This window comes from Microlunatus sp. Gsoil 973 (assembly GCF_009707365.1).
Lineage (GTDB): Bacteria > Actinomycetota > Actinomycetes > Propionibacteriales > Propionibacteriaceae > Microlunatus.
Genome location: NZ_CP046122.1, coordinates 1,363,657 through 1,380,136, shown reverse-complemented (window position 1 = coordinate 1,380,136; position 16,480 = coordinate 1,363,657). Strand labels below are relative to the sequence as shown.

Below are 16,480 nucleotides of genomic sequence, written 5' to 3'. Positions count from 1 at the left end.
ACCGGACTGTCGGTGCCTCGTGGGTGAGTGTGCACTGGGATAGAGCGTGCAGCTGTTGAGTGCCCGGACTCCCTTGTGTATAAGGCACAATCAGGCGTTCGGGTGTTGGTGGGTCCGGGACGGGTCTGCAGAACTGAAGGCAGACGCTGAGATCAACCGCGGACCGGTGATCCACCCAGATCGGATGCCAGCACCTGCAGGTGCCGGTCTGCCAGATGTGTTGCCACGCCGTTGTCATCGGTGAACCATTCCAACTCGCCCAACGCGCCGAGTCGCGCGAACGGCAGCAGCATCTCTTCGTCGGATGGTTCGAGTGGCCCGCCGGCTGCCAGATAGTCACGCCAGACCGTCGACGGTGACACCGCGAGATCGGAGTAGGCGAGCCCGGCGACCTCAGCAACCAGTGGTTCGATCCGGCAGTCGTCGGTGTCGATGATGCCGACCAGTCGATCATTCTCATACAGCTGGTTGCGGGCGTTGAGATCGGCGTGCACCACTGCGCGGCGTACGACGCCGTCACCTCCGCGCCAACGCTGGAGGATCTCGTCGAGCTCGGCGACCGCGTCGTCGACGACCCGCGCTGCCGCCATGATCTCCTCTCCGGTGCCGAACCGGTCGATCACCGCAGCGCGCACCGGCAACCACCGATCGGCCGCCGGGACCTCATCGATCGATCGCGCACCTGGGCGCTGCGGCAGGTCAAGACCGACCGAGCTCCTGTGCATGCGTGCCATCACCGGCGCCACCTGTCGTGCCCGCACCACCGGATCAACCTCGGTCCCGGGCCGACCCTCGCGGTACGGATACAGCGTCAGCACGTGCCCGTCCACGACCGGATGGTGGTTGCTCACCGGACCGACGATCTGCGGAATCCGCGACCAGGAGGAAACCACCCGATCCTCGTAGCGAACCTGATCACGTGTTCGTTCCGATCGGCCGACCCGCAATACGCGATCCCGGTCGGCACAGTGCAACCGCCAGGTCTGGTTCAGCAGGCCGTCAGCCAGCAGCTCAACGGACAACGCGCGGACACCGAACTCGGTGAGGACCAAGGCCTGCACCTGGTGAGCCGTCAGCCAGAGCGGCTGCCAGCCCCAGTCCTCACCGTCGTAGAAGCAGCTTCCGTCCGCCGAGATCTCGCCACGGCGCTGTGGATCCGCCATCAGACCATTGCCCCCTTCCCACGGGTGGAACGCAACAGGTACTCAGCGCGGTCCAACGGATTGCGATCGGTCGGCGGACGTTCCGGTCGGGCTCCGGTGACCGGCTCGTAGCGGTCGAATGGACACTCCAGAACGCCCTCGCCGCGGGTCAGTGCCGGCAGTTCCTGTTCCAGTCGGTGCACCTCTGCGGCCGGTATGTCGCCTTCCATGATGGTCACCGCTTCGCCGATCTCCGGGGGTTGCGGGACCGCCCGATGTGCTGCCAGCACCGGGTACATCCGGTCCAGCAGGTCACGGGGGAACTCCAACCGGAAGTGATGAATCGGTTCCAGCACCTCGGTTCCGGCAGCCTGCAGCGCAGCCATGACGACGAGCGGAGTGACATCACGGAAGTCGCCGCCGGTACTGGACATCGCCTTGCTGAATCCCTGGTGGGCGTGGCTCTGCCGTGGCGCATAACCGGTGTGGGTGAGCGTGATCCTGGCGTCGATCAACTGCCAACCGTGCAGTGCCTGCCGACAGGTTTCGAACACCGTGTCCTCGACGGCCTTGTAGAAGGCGGGCGGCATGGTGCCGTGCACGATCTTCTCCATCCCGTACGTGATCCCGCTGCCGGTCGGACCGGGTTCGACCCGCAGACCGACCGTAGCGAGGAACGGGTTGGCCTCGGCGCCCATCAGTTCCACCGCCTCGCCGACGCCGACAGGGCGCTCGACGCAGATCGTCGAACTCTCCGAGAAGGTGACCGCAATGCCGAAGTCTGCCAGCAGCGTCGCCTGGATCACCTCCTTCTGCACCTCGCCGTACAGCGACACCGACAGTTCGCCGCGGACATCGTCCTGCCGTACGTTGATCAACGGATCCTGTTCGGCAAGCTGGTCCAGCGCCACTCGCAGTCGGCCCCGATCGGCTTCATGCACCGGATCGACGACCGTCTCCAGGCTGGGAGCGGTGAAGTAGTGAGCAAGTCTCCGCTCGGACGTCGAACCGATCTGATCACCGATCCTGGCGTCGGCCAGCCCCCAGACCTTGCCGATCCGCCCGGCACCCAGTGGGCCGCCAGGCCGATCCTTGCCCTGCTCGAAGACCGAGATCTTGGTGATCTTGGCTTCCCACCGTCGGCCGTCGACGCCGGTCACCGGAAGCACATCGCGTTCGGTGATCCGGCCGCTGTCGGCGCGCAGGTAGGCGATCTTCTCCCCGCGTGCGCCGCGGTCGATCTTGAAGACGACGCCGGACGGTTCGCCGTCCGGTGCCACGTTGGCAGCCGGGAGCAGGGTGCCGATGCCGGCCATGATCTCCTCGACACCGGCGCCGGTCATCGCCGATCCGAACACCACGGGGTGGACCAGCGAGCACGCCGTCTGGTCCCTGAGCGCCGCCTGGAGACGGTCCGCCGGCAGCCTCCCGTCGGCGAGGTAATCGGTCAACAGCTGATCATCGTTCCTGGTCAGCGTCTCCACCAGCAGGTCGGTGAAGGCCGGATCGTCGGTCCGATACGGAACGAATCGTGCCTCCCGGGTGCCCACAGACTCGACCTCTCCCAACGGGACGACCGTGATCCCGAGTCGCGAGCCGATCTCCTGCAGCAGGTCGGTCGTCCGGGCGCCCGCACGATCGATCTTGTTGACGAAGATGAGCATCGGTACGCCGAGTCGGCGGAGTGCCCGGGTGAGCACCCGCGTCTGCGCCTGGACGCCTTCGACGGCGGAGATCACCAGGACCACGCCGTCGAGGACGTCGAGAACGCGTTCGACCTCCGCGATGAAATCAGGGTGACCTGGTGTGTCGATCAGATTGATCACTCGGGATCGGTCGCCCGAGCCGATCACAAACGAGGTGACCGCCGACTTGATCGTGATCCCCCGCTGGCGCTCCAGCGCCAACGTGTCGGTGTGGGTGTTGCCGTCATCGACCCGGCCGACGCGGTCGATGACTCGGGCCGCGTAGAGCAGCCGTTCGGTCAGGCTGGTCTTACCGGCGTCAACATGGGCAAGAATTCCGAGATTGAGCGTGCGCAACGGCCTGCTGGTCCTTACGAAGAGACATCACGGGAGATGGGGTGGACCAACCCGTTGCACGCATTGCCGTCTCCTTGCCGCAGCTGCCATTCACCCGCCCCTGTCGACCGGCGGGATCTAGCCAGAGATTGTCGGCCACCGGCTTGGGAGCGTCAAGCGCTTTATCCCGCTCCGCCTTGGGTAAACGCCCACCAGCGCGTTTTTCCCGCGCTCCGAGCGAAGGATTCACGCAGGATTTTTCCGACTTCGTGCGTCGGCAACGACAGAGTAGGTCTAATGTTCGGATAGTCGGCCTGCCAGGGAAGGCGCTTACCCCCGGGGCGGCGCAGAAGGTGGGGTTTGGTGGTGCTCAGGTTTCGCTATTCCGCACGGAGTCACCCCGGTCTGGTGCGTTCCAACAACGAGGACGCCGGATACGCGGGTGCCTACCTGCTGCTGGTCGCCGATGGCGTCGGCGGGGCGGCGGCCGGTGAGATCGCGTCGGCCAGCACGGCCTATGTCGCCAGTACGGTCTCGATGATCACCCAGGACGATCCGATGGCCGTGCTTGCCCAGGCCATCGACTTCGCCCACCAGCATCTTCGCGATGGTGTTCGGGCCGATCCGCTGCGGGACGGCATGTCGACCACCTTCACCGCGATCCTCGGTGATGGCGAACGTTTTGCATTGGCACACGTCGGCGACTCACGTGCCTATCTGTGGCGCGCCGGCGCACTGCACCGGATCACCAAGGACCACACGCTCGTCCAGATGATGATCGATTCGGGCCAGTTGCGTGCCGAGGATGCCGAGACGTTCCCGTACCGGTCGGTCATCGCGCGGTCGGTGACGCACTCAGATCCGCCCGAGCCCGACCTGTGTCTCCTCGACCTCGAGGCCGGCGACCGGCTGCTGCTGGCCAGCGACGGGCTGACCGATCTCGTCTGTGATGATCTGCTGTGTTCGGCGATCAGCAGCCATGATCTTGACTCCGGCGTTGATCATCTGATTGATCTGGCCCTGGCGGCCGGCGGCAGGGACAACGTCACCTGCATCCTCGGCGAGGTCGTCGAGGGCGCTTTGATCAACCCACGTGGCACGCTGCTGGGCGCCGCCGCAGATCCTGCCAATCTGATCGACGGCGCGGCGATCCGCATCGATCAGACCGCACCGCGACGAACCGCGCGACTGCAGCCCTTGGCCGAGTCCCACTGGTACGCGAGCCGGGCCGGCTGATCACCCGCCGCGCCGATCGCCACCAGCCTCAGCGCGGGGCGGCGGCGATCACGGTCACGGTGCCGGGTGCGATCTCGGTGAAGCCGGCGTCCCGGACGGCCAGCAGTCGATGCTTCCGCCACGCCTCGGCCGGATCGGCCAACTCCGTCCGGAGTCGTTCCCAGGTCGCGGCATCGGCACGGCGAGCGTCGACCGGGCAGCCCGCCATGTACCAGGTTCGCAGGGCGGTGGGTTCGTCGGCGGCCATCAGCGCGGCGGCGATCATGCCCGCGTGTCCGGTCTGGGCCATCGCCTTGCCCAGCGTCATCACCGGCTGGCCCGGCAGCCAGACCTGCAGCGCCCCGGGCGGCGGCTCGTCGGCCGGCGGCTCATCGACAGGGGCGTCGGTGCCACCGACCTGAAGTTTGGCGACCCGTTTGTCAAGCTCGCTGACCAGTCCGGGCAACAGCACACGAACCTCGGTGTCTGCATCCTGCAGGCTGATCCCGGGCAGTTCCGCGGTCGCCTCCCATGGCGCGCCACGCCCGCGCCGGGTGACCTTGCGGATGTGCCCGGCCGCATAGGCGATGACCGCCTCGGCCCACTGCGGATCGGTGGAGACCCGGGGATCCAGACAGATCCGGGCTGCGCCGCTCGCCGCCAACCGAATGGCGGCATGCCACGACGGGACCCGGTGCCGCTCCATCCGCAGGATCAATTGCATGGCGCGGATCTGGTCGGGATCCTCCTCGCGATCGTCGACCACCTCCTCGGCAGCGAGGTTCATCCAGTAGGCGTACCGGATCCGCAGCGGGGCCAACGGGTCGGTCAGCTGTTCGGAGGTCACCTGCCCATCCTGCCCCGCGGCCCGGTTTCCGCGCCGACCGGGCGATCACGCGGCCTTGCGCAGCCGCTGTCGCAGCCTCGCGCCCAGCTCATCCGGAGTGACCCCGGACGCAGCGATCAGCCGGCCCGCCGATGACGCCGGCAGCCGGGTGAGTCCCAACAGGATGTGTTCGGTGCCCAGGTAGTTCTGCCTCAGCGCTATCGCTTCGCGCAGCGCGAGCTCGAGCGTCTTCTTGGATTCCTGGGCGAACCTGGGCCGGCCGTCCTCTCGACCGCCGCCGCGACGGTTCAGGGCGCCCTTGCCGAAGGCTTGCTCCGCCCGCCGGCGAACCTCATCCAGATCGATTCCGATCCCGCGCAGCGCCTCGGCATCGGGGAACGTCTGCCCGACGCCGTCGGCGATGCGCTGACGGGTGGTCCGGTAATCCAGACCGATCTCGTCGAGGAGTTGCTTGCCGGCGCCCTCCGCGTTCCACAGCACGCCGAGCAGGACATGCTGCGTTCCGACCTCGACGTCCCCCAGATCGGCTGCCTCAGTCCTGGCCTGGGTCACCGCGTCGCGGGCGCTTCCGGTGAATCGTTCGAACATTGTTGCTCCCCTTTGTCGCCGGGAGATCATCAGAGCCGTCGGCCGTACTTCTTGTGTACGGCCTGGCGCGAGACTCCCAATGCCTGCGCGATCTCCTGCCAGGACCAGCCACGCTCCCTGGCTCGTTGCACATGCAGGAACTCGAGTTGGTCGGCCAGAACCCGCAGTGCCACGACTCCCCCGAGCCCTGCGGCGGGATCGTCAGACTGGAGGGCGTCCCCGAGCGCAGCGTCCGATCGCGGCTCGATGCTCTCCTGTTGTGCCGGTTCCGTTGCCGATTGCTCGGCTCCTCCACTCACGCGTGTCAGCTTAGGTTGACACAGAACGGATGTCAACAAGGATTGACATCCTCCAGTGGATGGGAGGAGGTTGAACCGGCAGCGTCGTTCTCAATGGACGCCGGCGCGCGGTCGATCGGCTCGTGACGCGGAAGCCGGACGACCATCAGCGGCAGGAAGAACTGGGTCAGCGGGCCGATGCAGACCGCGTACGCCACCGTGCCGATCCACAAGTCACCGCCGAGCAGGAAGCCGCCGAGGACCACCAGCGCCTCGATCCCTGTCCTGACGACCCAGATCGGCAGTCCGGTGCGCGCGACCAGCCCGGTCATCAGTCCGTCGCGGGCGCCGGGTCCGAGTTGGGCCCCGATGTAGGCCGCGCCCGCGACGCCGTTCAGCAGGATGCCCGCCACCAGGAGGGCGATCCGTTCGGCCATCAGCTGCGGCGCCGGCAGAACGGCAAGACCGAGGTCGATGGACAGCCCGACGACGATCGCGTTGGCGATCGTGCCGACACCCGGCCGTTGCCTCAGCGGGATCCACAGCCCAAGCACGAGCGCACTCGTGGCGATCACCACCAGGCCATAACTGACCGAGAGATGCCGCGCGACGCCTTGATGGAACACATCCCAAGGGGAGACACCGAGGACGCCGCGGATCATCATGGCCAGGGCGAAGCCGTAGAGCAGCAGTCCGAGCATCAACTGCGTGCCGCGTCGAGCCAGTCGACCGGCGCGAAGTTGCTCGACGGGACCGAGTGGCAGCAGTCCGGTGCTGGAACGAGGTCGCGGCATGCCAGACATTGTGACAGAATGGTCGAAATTGGACTGGATGCCAATATCCAATTTCTGGGTCGCGGATACCAGCCGTGGGAGCCGATCGTGGAGGGCAGTACGTGACGGGCACGCACTGGGTGACGGCGGGCCAGCTGGTGGAGCTGCTCGGCGACCAGGGCTGGCAGCCACCGGTCTACCGCGATCTTGCCGAGCGGTTGCGGTTGCTGGTGATGGACGGACAGCTGCCGGACGGCGTCCGCCTGCCCAGTGAACGTGAGCTGTCGGCAGCCTTGGGTCTGAGCCGTACGACAGTGACCAACAGCTACGCGATGCTCCGCGATCTGGGCGTCCTGGCAGCGCGCCGCGGTGCCGGCAACTTCGTCCATCAACCCGAGGGCGGAATGGCCAGCAGCCTGCTCCCGGTGACCCTGGCCGCCGACGAGGACAACGCCCTGGTCGCGCTCAACACGGCGTCCTCAACCGCCCCGCCGGGCCTGAGCCGGGCCTATCAGGCGGCCGCCGAACGCCTGCCATCGCTGTTGAGCGGCACCGGCTACTTCCCCGACGGAGTGCAACCGCTGCGTGCTTCGCTGGCGGATTGGTTCACCCGGCGCGGGCTGTCGACCTCGCCCGACCAGTTGATCATCACCGTCGGATCGCTGTCGGCCTGGAACGTGATCTTGCAGGCGCTGGTGGACCCGGGAGACCCGGTGCTGCTGGAATCGCCGACCTACTACAACGCGATCGAGGCCTGCCGCCGGCTCGGCGCCCGGCTCGTCCCGTTCCCGATCACTCCGGACAGCTGGGACCCCGAGCGACTGCAGACCTTGTTGTTGCGATCCCAGGCCCGGATCGCCTTCCTGATCCCGGAGTTCCAGAATCCGACCGGCACCTGGCTCGACGAAGATCAACGCCGTGCTGCCGCCCGCGTCCTGAACCGTCAGCAGGTGATCACCGTGATCGACGAGACGCTGCTGGAGTTGCGATTGGACGGCGATCCCGAACGCACCCCGATGGGCAGCCTGCTGGACAACGCGATCACCATCGGATCGGCCAGCAAATCCTTCTGGGGAGGCCTGCGGATCGGCTGGATCCGGGCACCGAAGGCGTACGTCCGCCGGTTGATCGAAACCCAGGCGACGATGGACAACGGCGCGGCGCCGTACGAACAGCTGGTGGTCACCGAGCTGATGGCCGACGCCGACCAGATCCTGGAACACCAACGCCGCCGGATGCGCACGCAACGTGATCATCTGGTCGAGCAGACCCGCGCCGTGTTGCCGGAGTGGGAGTTCGCGGTCCCGCGTGGCGGGCTGTCGCTGTGGTTCCGGCTGCCGACCGAATCCTCGAATCTGATCACCGCGCTGGCGCGCAAACGTGATCTCGTCCTGACTCCGGGGCCCCGGTTCTATCCGCGCGGGGGCGGACGACGGCATCTGCGGGTGCCGTACGTCGCCGAACCGGCGGTGTTGACCGAGGCCATACGCCGATTGGCAGTGACCTGGCAGGAAAGCAAGTCAAGTCCCACAGACAGCGGCCGGCGCGCGCCGGCGGAACTGATCATCTAGTCCGCGGTCAGCCGCGGGCCTTCGCCTTCTCCTCCTTCTTGGTCTGCCGTACCTTGCTCAGCGAGGACGGATCGACGATGTCGGCGACCGAGCGGAACACGCCGTCGTCTCCGTACCGGCCGGCGGCCTCCCGCCAGCCCATCGGTGTCACGCCTCGCTGCTTTCCCAGCAGGGCAACGAAGATCGACGCCTTCTGATCCCCGAAACCCGGCAGGGCGGCCACCCGCTTCTTGAGCTCGGCGCCGTCGGTGACGTCGGCCCACAGATTGGCTGCGTCGCCGTCGTACTCCTCAACCAGGGCCCGGCAGACGGCGTGAACCCGCTTGCCCATCGCCCCGGGGAACCGGTGGATCGCAGGACGCTCGGAGCAGATCGCGACGAAGTCGTCGACGTCCATGGCGGCGATCTTCGCCACGTCGAAGGCACCGCCCATCCGCTCGGCGATCACCGCGGGGCCACTGAACGCCTTCTCCATGGGCACCTGTTGGTCCAGCGTCATGCCGATCAACAGGGCGCTGGGGTTCTCCGACAACAGGCGGTCGGCGTCGTCATTGCCGGTCAGATGCAGCTCGGGTGCGCTCATGCCGCCATTCTGGACCGGTCGGCAGACTTTCGCCATCGGGTCGGTCACCGCGCTGCAGCCCGACCTACCGGTCGCGTCGGGTCTGCAAGGATGCCGCCATGGCAAGCCCCACGGGTCCGCTGGCCCGCAGACTCGGCACCTTCGACGCGGTGGTCATCGGGCTCGGATCCATGATCGGCGCCGGCATCTTCGCCGTCTTCGGTCCTGCTGCCCGGGCCGCCGGGTCCGGGCTGCTGATCGGACTGGCGCTGGCTGCGTTGATCGCGTACTGCAATGCGGTCGCCTCCGCCCAGTTGGCGGCAGTCTACCCGACCTCGGGAGGCACGTACATCTACGGCCGGGAGCTGTTGGGCCCGTGGGCCGGCTTCACCGCGGGTTGGGGATTCGTGATCGGCAAGACGGCATCCTGTGCCGCCATGGCCCTGACCTTCGCCTCGTACGCGGTCCCGGGTTCGGTCTGGCCGCAGCGGCTGCTGGCGATCATTGCGGTGATCGGCCTTGCTGCGCTGAACTATCGCGGCATCACCCGGACGGCACAGCTGACCCGGATTCTGGTGGTGATCAGCCTGGCGGCGCTGGCCGTTGTGGTGATCGGCATCGGCGTCGGCAACCGTTCCGGACTTCATCATCTCCAGACGACGGCCATCTTCTCGGCCGGACCGTACGGCATCCTGCAGTCGGCCGGCCTGCTGTTCTTCGCCATCGCCGGTTATGCCCGGATCGCCACGCTGGGCGAGGAGGTGCGGGATCCGGCACGCACCATTCCTCGGGCGATCCCGATCGCTCTGGCGATCACCGTGGTCATCTATCTGATCGTCGCTGTCGCGGCGCTGGCCGCCGCAGGGCCGGACCTGCTGGCCTCCTCGCCGGCACCGCTGAACGCCGCGGTCCATGCGGCCGGCGCGCCCGGCCTGGCGATCGCTGTCCGGATCGGCGGTGCCGTGGCCTCGCTCGGCGCGCTGCTGTCATTGATCGCCGGTGTCGGTCGAACCAGCCTGGCGATGGCACGCAATCGCGATCTTCCGACCTGGCTCGCCGGTGTCCATCCCCGCTTCCACGTCCCGCACCGTGCCGAGATCGCGGTGGCCGCAGTGGTCTGCGTCCTGGTCCTGATCTTCGACCTGGCACGGGTGATCGGCTTCTCGTCCTTCGGCGTGCTGATCTACTACGCCATCGCCAACGCCTCGGCATTCACCCAGCCGTCGGACGACCGGCGGTGGCCGCGGGGCCTCAATGTGTTCGGGGCGGTCGGCTGCCTGGTGCTGGTCGCGACATTGCCTCCGGCGGCGGTCGTCGCCGGGCTGGTGATGTTCGGCGTCGGACTCGGCGGGCGGGCGCTGGTGATGGCGCGCCGACGGGGCGAAGGCTGACCCGCTCCCCTGGGTTTCCCACTCCCCTGTGTTTCCGGTCGTCCGCTGACTACAGTGAACAGAAAAGTGACCGCCGTCACACTTCCGGCGATCGTGCTGCGGAGCAAGGGGGCACCGATGCACATTTCGGACATTCTGCGGAGCAAGGGCACCCAGGTGGTTGTGGTGCCGCCGGACGCCAGCGTGCGCGAACTGCTGGACGTCTTGAAGACGCACAATCTCGGAGCGGCAGTCGTCTCCTCGGGCGCGCGGGTGCTGGACGGCATCGTGTCCGAACGTGACGTCGTACGCCGACTGACCGAGGGTGCTGCCGTACTCGACCTGCCGATCCGCGAGATCATGACACCCGTCGAGGAGATGCAGACCTGCACGATGGCCGCCACCGTCGACAGCCTGGCTCAGCTGATGACCGACCTCCGCGTCCGGCACATCCCGGTCGTCGACGACAAGGGCCTGCTGGCCGGCATCGTCAGCATCGGGGACGTGGTGAAGAGCCGGATCGGCGAACTCACCTTCGAGCGCGACGAACTCGAGGCGTACGTCACCCACTGAGCTTGCGGTCCATCCGCGCGGCGTCGCCGGCACCTTCCGCACGGCCATCCGCAAGGTCAAAGTTTGACGGTGCGGCGCCGACACGCCGAACCTCGGAGCCGCACCGTCAAACTTTGACCTTGGGTCTGGAGAAGGGTAGGTGTGGCGCCGGCCCGTCGAGGCCGGTGCGAGTCACAGGTTGATCATGTGGCCGTTGATGCCGTGGATCGCTTCCTTGATCGCCTCGGACAGAGTCGGGTGGGCATGGACGTTGCGGCCGACCTCGGTCGCGGTCAGGTCCCACTTCTGAGCCAGGGTGAGTTCGGGCAGGAGTTCGGTCACGTCCGGGCCGATCATGTGTGCGCCGAGCAATTCGCCGTACTTGGCGTCGGCGACGATCTTGACGAAACCGACCGCCTCGCCGAGCCCGTGCGCCTTGCCGTTGGCGGTGAACGGGAACTTCGCGGTCTTCACCTCGTGACCGGCCGCCTTCGCCTGCTCCTCGCTCAGCCCGAAGGAACCGATCTGCGGCTGGCAGTAGGTCGCTCGCGGGATGTTCACGTAGTCGATCGGCATCGTCTCCGCGCCGGCGATCGTCTCCGCGGCGACCATGCCCATCGCCGAGGCGTTGTGAGCCAGCATGATCTTGGCGGTGACGTCGCCGATGGCGTAGATGTGCGGCACCGATGTCCGGCAGTAGTCGTCGATCTGGATCGCACCGCGGTCGGTCAGCGCGACGCCGGCCGCCTCCAGCCCGTAGCCCTCGGTGCGGGGCGCGAAGCCGATCGCCTGCAGCACCTTTTCGGCCTCCAGTACCTGCTGGTCACCGCCGGCAGCGGGGCTGACCGTCACCTTGACCCTGTCACCTGAGTCGTCGATCGCCTCGACCTTGGTGCCGGTGAGGACCTTGACGCCGAGCTTGCGGTACGCCTTGGCCAGCTCCGCGGAAACCTCTGCGTCCTCCAGCGGCACCATCCGGTCCAGGAACTCGACGATCGTGACGTCGACACCGTAGTTGGCCATCACGTACCCGAACTCCACGCCGATCGCCCCGGCGCCGGCGATGATGATCGACTCCGGCAGGTTGTCGGTGAGGATCTGTTCCTCGTAGGTGACGACCCGTTCACTCAGCTTGGTGCCCGGCAGCAGCCGGGTGCTGGCGCCGGTCGCGATGATCGCGTGGGAGAAGGAGATCTCGACCTCGCCGCCGTCGCCACCCTGGGCGACGGTCATCGAGTTCGGGCCGGTGAACGTACCCCACCCCTCGAACTCCTTGATCTTGTTCTTCCGCATCAGGAAGTGCACGCCCTTGCTCATCCGGTCCGCGACCGCCCGACTGCGTTTGTAGGCCGCACCGAAGTCGAAGGTCACCTCGCCGGAGATGCCGAACGTCGACGCCTCGTGGTTGAACACGTGGGCCAGCTCCGCGTTCCGCAGCAATGCCTTGGACGGGATACACCCGACGTTCAGGCACACGCCACCCCAGTACTTGGACTCCACGATCGCCACCGACTGGCCAAGTTGTGCGGCACGGATGGCGGCCTCATATCCACCGGGGCCGGCCCCGAGGACAACCACGTCGAATTGTTCGGTCATGTTCCGAACTCTAGTGCGGCGTTCGCGCCGCCTCGCCGTTCGGGTCGGCCGGTGCGTGGCCTGCATGGCGGCATGGCGATCGGTGAATGCCGAACCGGCTCGACACCCCCGACACGCACTTCGTGATGAAGCTGGAACTAAGGAATAGCTCGCCCATGAGTTATTGTCCTCGGGTGACTGAATTGACCCTCGACCACATCGGCAGTCTGATTCGCGATGCGCGCAAGCATCGCGGGCTCACCCAGACGCAATTGGCGACCAGGCTGGGGACCAGTCAGAGTGCCGTCCACCGGATCGAGGCAGGCAATCAGAACCTCAGTCTCGATATGGTGACCCGGATCGCCGAAGCCCTCGACAGTCCGATCATCTCCGTCGGCGGCAACGGACCGACCCACCTGCGTGTCCAGGGCGGCAACCAGTTGCACGGGAGCATCCAGGTCCGCTCGTCCAAGAACGCCGCGGTCGCGGTGCTCTGCGCGAGCCTGCTGAACCGGGGCCGCACGGTGATCAAGGGCATCGCTCGGATCGAAGAGGTGAACCGGATCGTCGAGGTGCTCACCTCGATCGGCGTCCGGGCGATCTGGTCCGCCGACAAGTCCGACCTGACGATCATCCGCCCCGACGAGCTTGATCTCGACGCGATGGACGTCGAGGCTGCGCGCCGCACCCGCAGCATCATCATGTTCTTCGGCCCGCTGATGCACGTCTACGACAAGTTCCAGCTGCCGTACGCCGGAGGGTGCGATCTCGGAGCACGGACCATCGAGCCGCATCTGCAGGTATTGCGTCATTTCGGCCTTGAGGTCACCGCCACCAACGGCTACTACCAGAGCGTGGTCGACGCGAGTGTCGAGCCGAAGCGGCCGATCACCCTCACCGAACGCAGCGACACGGGCACCGAGAATGCGCTGCTCGCGGCCGCGATGAATCCCGGTGTCACGGTGTTGCGCAATGCCAGCCCGAACTACATGGTCCAGGATTTGTGCTTCTTCCTGACCAAGCTGGGTGTGCAGATCGACGGCATCGGTACGACCACACTGACCATCCGCGGCCGATCCGAGATCAGCACCGATGTTGAGTACTACCCGTCCGAGGACCCGATCGAGGCGATGAGCCTGATCACCGCCGGCATCGTGACCAACTCCGAGCTGACCATCAGCCGGGCGCCGATCGAGTTCCTGGAGATCGAGTTGTCGATCCTGGCGGAGATGGGCCTGGACTTCTCCCTCAGCGAGGAGTACAGCGCCACCAACGGGCACACCCGGCTGGTCGACATCACGGTCCGGCCCAGCCGGCTGCGGGCACCGATCGACAAGATCCACCCGATGCCGTTCCCCGGCCTGAACATGGACAACCTGCCGTTCTTCGCGGTGATCGCGGCCGCGGCCGAGGGCAGCACCCTGATCCACGACTGGGTGTACGAGAACCGTGCGATCCACCTGCTCGAACTGAACAAGCTGGGCGCCGACATCCAGTTGCTGGATCCGCACCGGCTGCGGGTCAACGGACCGACCCGGTGGCGTGGTTACGAGATCGTCTGCCCGCAGGCCCTGCGGCCCAGCGTCTGCATCCTGCTCGGCATGCTCGCGGCCCGCGGCGAGTCGGTGCTCCGCGATGTCTACATGATCAACCGCGGCTACGAGGACCTGCCCAACCGGTTGAACGCCATCGGCGCGAACATCGAGGTCTTCCGGGACTGATGATCAGCCGCGCCGCCGGCGCACCCGTCCTTTCAGCCGACGGGTCAGCCGGCGGCGCAGCTCACGCAGCAGGTCACCACGCCCGGCCTCGGTGATCAACAACTCCCGGTCCGCCCGGGCCCGGAGACGGTCGATCCTGCCGCGCAGTTCCACCGCATCGAAGTCGCCCGGTCGCCGCACCACCCGATTGGTTCGCAGCACGGTGGACAGCACCGGTGCCCTCGCCGGATCGGGATCCTCTGCCGGGCGATAGCGCCCCATGGCGTCGATCACGCCGGCCGCCAGGTGGGCGGCCAGTTCCGGGTCCACCGCCGTCACCCCGGTGGGCTGCGCCGGCCGGGGCGTCGAACGCGGTTCGACGAGATCGTCCAGCGGGCCGATCACCCGTACGCCCGATGCTGCGATGTCGTCGATCATCATGCGCGCCAACTCGGTGGCCCTCCGATTCGCCCAATCCGGCAACAGGATCCGTTGCTCATCGACGGCCGGCGAGCGCCGTTGCAGGAACCGGGCGGCGCCGTACCTGATCATGGTCGTGTAGTCGATCTTCCGTAGACCCGCTGAGGTGTAGAGCTGGTTGAACCGCCGGATGAGTTCGGCCTCTTGGAGGGTCAGGGAACGGTTCGCCCGCAGCTGGGTCGGGGTCAGGGTGCCGGGTTCGACCGCGAGCAGTTCCTCGAAGGTCCGCAGGACGAATGCCGGCTGCAGGTCGTCGACCGCGATCACGGTCAGCCGTTCGGGCCCTGTCACCTCAAGCCAGCGTCGGACCAGCAGGTCGTGACGATGGCGTCGCCAGAAGGTCGGGGTGACGGTACCGGGTTCCGGAGCGGCAAGGATCGCCCGCAACCAGTCCTCCCAGGAGATGGAGATCTGGTTCTGCAGGTACTGCTGCCACTGGGACGGCATGATCCTGGTCAGCGGTCGCAGCGTGATGACGACCTGGGCCCGCGGACCCAGCTGGTCCACCAGCCAGCCGATCCGATCCTTCGGTGCCTCGGAGTAGAACTCACTGCTCAGCACGCCCAGTCGGATGCCCGGCGATCTGATCGTGTCGAGCAGACCGAACCAGCGTTCGGTGCCATGCAACACGTCCTTTCCCGGGTCGGCCCGGCGGGTCGACACCGACATCGCCGCGTTGAGTTCGTGGTCCAGCGTTCCGGGATAGCTGACGCCCTGATCGAGCAGTCGCGCCCGATTCTGGGCCAGGCCCGACTGCAAAGTGGTGGTGCCGGTCTTGTGCGGGCCGATGTGCAGGATGATCGGCGGATCGTGTGCGCCGCCGCTCGTCATCGTGTTGCTCGCAGCAGTTGATGGAGCAAGGTCCGCAGCCGCACTCGCTTGAGGTTGCCCGGGTGCTGCCGACGGTCGGCGAGCCGACGAGTGGCTTCCCGCAGTTCGTGCCGCAGCTCGGCGACCACGGTCCCATCCTCGCCGGCGCCGGCGTCGGCGATCGGGTCGGTGCGGCACAGCAGCGCCGCCAACGCCGCTTCGGCGGCGACGTCGAGCGGCAGCTTCTCGCCGGCCTGTTGTGGCCAGAGCAGCGCTGTCCGGGGGCCGCGGATGGCGATCCCGCCGGACACCAGGCGTTCTCGGACGGCGAGGCTGGCGTGGTGGAGCTGTTCACCCGGTCCGGTCCCGGCTGCCGGGCCGGACCAGGGATGGAAGCAGGACGTGCCGTACGCGACGGCCTCGACCGCCGCCTTGCTGCGCAGCAGGTCAAGATCATCGGCGCCTCCCTTCCGGGACCGCAGCAGCTCCTCGATCCTGCTGCGAAAGCCGCCGAGCCCGGCCCGGGATTCACCCGTCTGATCATCTCCGGACTCGTGGTCCCCGCCTTCATGACCACCGAGCGCAGCAGCCCGGAGCGGGTCGGCCGTCGGCGCCGGGTCGGCGATGATCTCCGCCAGATCAGCGGCGGTGGCCGGTTCGGCCCGGGTGATGATCATCCGTACCGGTCCCGGCACGGACCAGGCCAGCACCGCGTCGGCCCATCGATCGAGCAGAGCGGATGCTTCGGTGTCCGGTTCGCCCGCCATCAAATCCGGCAGCCAGTCGACCAGCGGCCTGGTCAACATCGCGACCAACGGTCGTGCCCGCCGGGAGTCGTTCCCGTCCGGCGGGTCCGCGGGCGCGCGAAGATCGATCCGGTCCGGATCCTGGCTTTCCGACTGCCGGCCGTTCGGCTGTCCACCGTGGTTGCTCGGTTCCGCCCACCCGGAGGTGGCGAACGTGTTCACGCCGGCGATCCCCCTCGGCAGGAGAACA

The 16,480-nt window shown here is 67.2% G+C and carries 15 protein-coding genes; 5 read left to right on the top strand and 10 right to left on the bottom strand.

Annotated features, from left to right (window positions below; genetic code table 11):
* Positions 1-152: 152 nt before the first annotated feature.
* Both GJV80_RS06385 and GJV80_RS06380 read right to left on the bottom strand, forming a co-directional pair.
* Positions 153-1,163 (bottom strand): phosphotransferase enzyme family protein, encoded by a 1,011-nt coding sequence (locus tag GJV80_RS06385; protein ID WP_154687176.1) that lies wholly within the window; start codon positions 1,161-1,163, stop codon positions 153-155.
* Positions 1,163-3,184 carry a translation factor GTPase family protein gene (locus GJV80_RS06380; protein WP_154687175.1) on the bottom strand — a complete coding sequence of 674 codons (2,022 nt, stop codon included), beginning with the start codon at positions 3,182-3,184 and terminating at the stop codon, positions 1,163-1,165. The genes GJV80_RS06385 and GJV80_RS06380 overlap by 1 nt, the downstream gene beginning before the upstream one ends.
* A gap of 342 nt (positions 3,185-3,526) precedes the next feature.
* Here GJV80_RS06380 and GJV80_RS06375 point away from each other — a divergent pair, with 342 nt between their 5' ends.
* Positions 3,527-4,399, top strand: a complete 873-nt coding sequence (locus GJV80_RS06375; protein ID WP_195909194.1) for a PP2C family serine/threonine-protein phosphatase — start codon at positions 3,527-3,529, stop codon at positions 4,397-4,399.
* Positions 4,400-4,427: 28 nt separating this feature from the next.
* Here the strand turns inward: GJV80_RS06375 and GJV80_RS06370 are convergent, their stop codons facing one another.
* The 4 genes from GJV80_RS06370 to GJV80_RS06355 all read right to left on the bottom strand — a co-directional run bounded on the left by GJV80_RS06370 (position 4,428) and on the right by GJV80_RS06355 (position 6,885).
* Positions 4,428-5,225: a peptidyl-tRNA hydrolase gene (locus tag GJV80_RS06370; RefSeq protein ID WP_230208188.1), complete on the bottom strand. Its 798-nt coding sequence runs from the start codon at positions 5,223-5,225 to the stop codon at positions 4,428-4,430.
* A gap of 45 nt (positions 5,226-5,270) precedes the next feature.
* Positions 5,271-5,813, bottom strand: coding sequence for a Clp protease N-terminal domain-containing protein (locus tag GJV80_RS06365; RefSeq protein ID WP_195909193.1), 543 nt, complete (start codon positions 5,811-5,813; stop codon positions 5,271-5,273).
* Positions 5,814-5,842: 29 nt separating this feature from the next.
* Positions 5,843-6,061: a helix-turn-helix domain-containing protein gene (locus tag GJV80_RS06360; RefSeq protein ID WP_154690080.1), complete on the bottom strand. Its 219-nt coding sequence runs from the start codon at positions 6,059-6,061 to the stop codon at positions 5,843-5,845.
* An 83-nt stretch (positions 6,062-6,144) separates the two neighbouring features.
* Positions 6,145-6,885 (bottom strand): YitT family protein, encoded by a 741-nt coding sequence (locus GJV80_RS06355; protein ID WP_230208187.1) that lies wholly within the window; start codon positions 6,883-6,885, stop codon positions 6,145-6,147.
* A 101-nt stretch (positions 6,886-6,986) separates the two neighbouring features.
* Between GJV80_RS06355 and GJV80_RS06350 the strand changes: the two genes are divergently transcribed.
* Positions 6,987-8,435, top strand: a complete 1,449-nt coding sequence (locus GJV80_RS06350; RefSeq protein WP_154687172.1) for a PLP-dependent aminotransferase family protein — start codon at positions 6,987-6,989, stop codon at positions 8,433-8,435.
* Positions 8,436-8,442: 7 nt separating this feature from the next.
* On the opposite strand, the gene GJV80_RS06345 is transcribed toward GJV80_RS06350, so the two are convergent.
* On the bottom strand, positions 8,443-9,018 hold the full coding sequence (locus tag GJV80_RS06345) for an HhH-GPD-type base excision DNA repair protein (protein ID WP_154687171.1): 576 nt from the start codon (positions 9,016-9,018) through the stop codon (positions 8,443-8,445).
* Positions 9,019-9,116: 98 nt separating this feature from the next.
* On the opposite strand from GJV80_RS06345, the gene GJV80_RS06340 reads away from it, so the two are divergent.
* A complete protein-coding gene (locus GJV80_RS06340; protein ID WP_154687170.1) occupies positions 9,117-10,388 on the top strand; it encodes an APC family permease in 1,272 nt (423 codons plus the stop codon).
* Positions 10,389-10,454: 66 nt separating this feature from the next.
* Positions 10,455-10,940, top strand: a complete 486-nt coding sequence (locus GJV80_RS06335) for a CBS domain-containing protein (RefSeq protein WP_370518820.1) — start codon at positions 10,455-10,457, stop codon at positions 10,938-10,940.
* 171 nt (positions 10,941-11,111) lie between these two features.
* On the opposite strand, the gene lpdA is transcribed toward GJV80_RS06335, so the two are convergent.
* Entirely contained in the window at positions 11,112-12,515 is a 1,404-nt protein-coding gene (lpdA, locus tag GJV80_RS06330; RefSeq protein WP_154687169.1) for a dihydrolipoyl dehydrogenase, read from the bottom strand.
* Between the two features lie 155 nt (positions 12,516-12,670).
* Here lpdA and GJV80_RS06325 point away from each other — a divergent pair, with 155 nt between their 5' ends.
* Positions 12,671-14,215: a UDP-N-acetylglucosamine 1-carboxyvinyltransferase gene (locus tag GJV80_RS06325; RefSeq protein ID WP_154690078.1), complete on the top strand. Its 1,545-nt coding sequence runs from the start codon at positions 12,671-12,673 to the stop codon at positions 14,213-14,215.
* A 3-nt stretch (positions 14,216-14,218) separates the two neighbouring features.
* Here GJV80_RS06325 and GJV80_RS06320 read toward each other — a convergent pair whose 3' ends face one another.
* Entirely contained in the window at positions 14,219-15,505 is a 1,287-nt protein-coding gene (locus GJV80_RS06320) for a hypothetical protein (RefSeq protein ID WP_154687168.1), read from the bottom strand.
* The gene (locus GJV80_RS06315; protein WP_154687167.1) at positions 15,502-16,452 is read right to left on the bottom strand and encodes a hypothetical protein; all 951 of its coding nucleotides are present in this window, start codon (positions 16,450-16,452) and stop codon (positions 15,502-15,504) included. Before GJV80_RS06315 ends, GJV80_RS06320 begins: the two co-directional genes overlap by 4 nt.
* Between the last annotated feature and the right edge of the window lie 28 nt (positions 16,453-16,480).

Bases quoted from the DNA above. Each gene is read 5' to 3' on its own strand.
- GJV80_RS06320 (WP_154687168.1), bottom strand. From the start codon at position 15,505: ATGACGAGCGGCGGCGCACACGATCCGCCGATCATCCTGCACATCGGC.
- GJV80_RS06340 (WP_154687170.1), top strand. From the start codon at position 9,117: ATGGCAAGCCCCACGGGTCCGCTGGCCCGCAGACTCGGCACCTTCGAC.
- GJV80_RS06385 (WP_154687176.1), bottom strand. From the start codon at position 1,163: ATGGCGGATCCACAGCGCCGTGGCGAGATCTCGGCGGACGGAAGCTGC.
- GJV80_RS06325 (WP_154690078.1), top strand. From the start codon at position 12,671: ATGAGTTATTGTCCTCGGGTGACTGAATTGACCCTCGACCACATCGGC.
- GJV80_RS06345 (WP_154687171.1), bottom strand. From the start codon at position 9,018: ATGAGCGCACCCGAGCTGCATCTGACCGGCAATGACGACGCCGACCGC.
- lpdA (WP_154687169.1), bottom strand. From the start codon at position 12,515: ATGACCGAACAATTCGACGTGGTTGTCCTCGGGGCCGGCCCCGGTGGA.
- GJV80_RS06355 (WP_230208187.1), bottom strand. From the start codon at position 6,885: ATGCCGCGACCTCGTTCCAGCACCGGACTGCTGCCACTCGGTCCCGTC.
- GJV80_RS06365 (WP_195909193.1), bottom strand. From the start codon at position 5,813: ATGTTCGAACGATTCACCGGAAGCGCCCGCGACGCGGTGACCCAGGCC.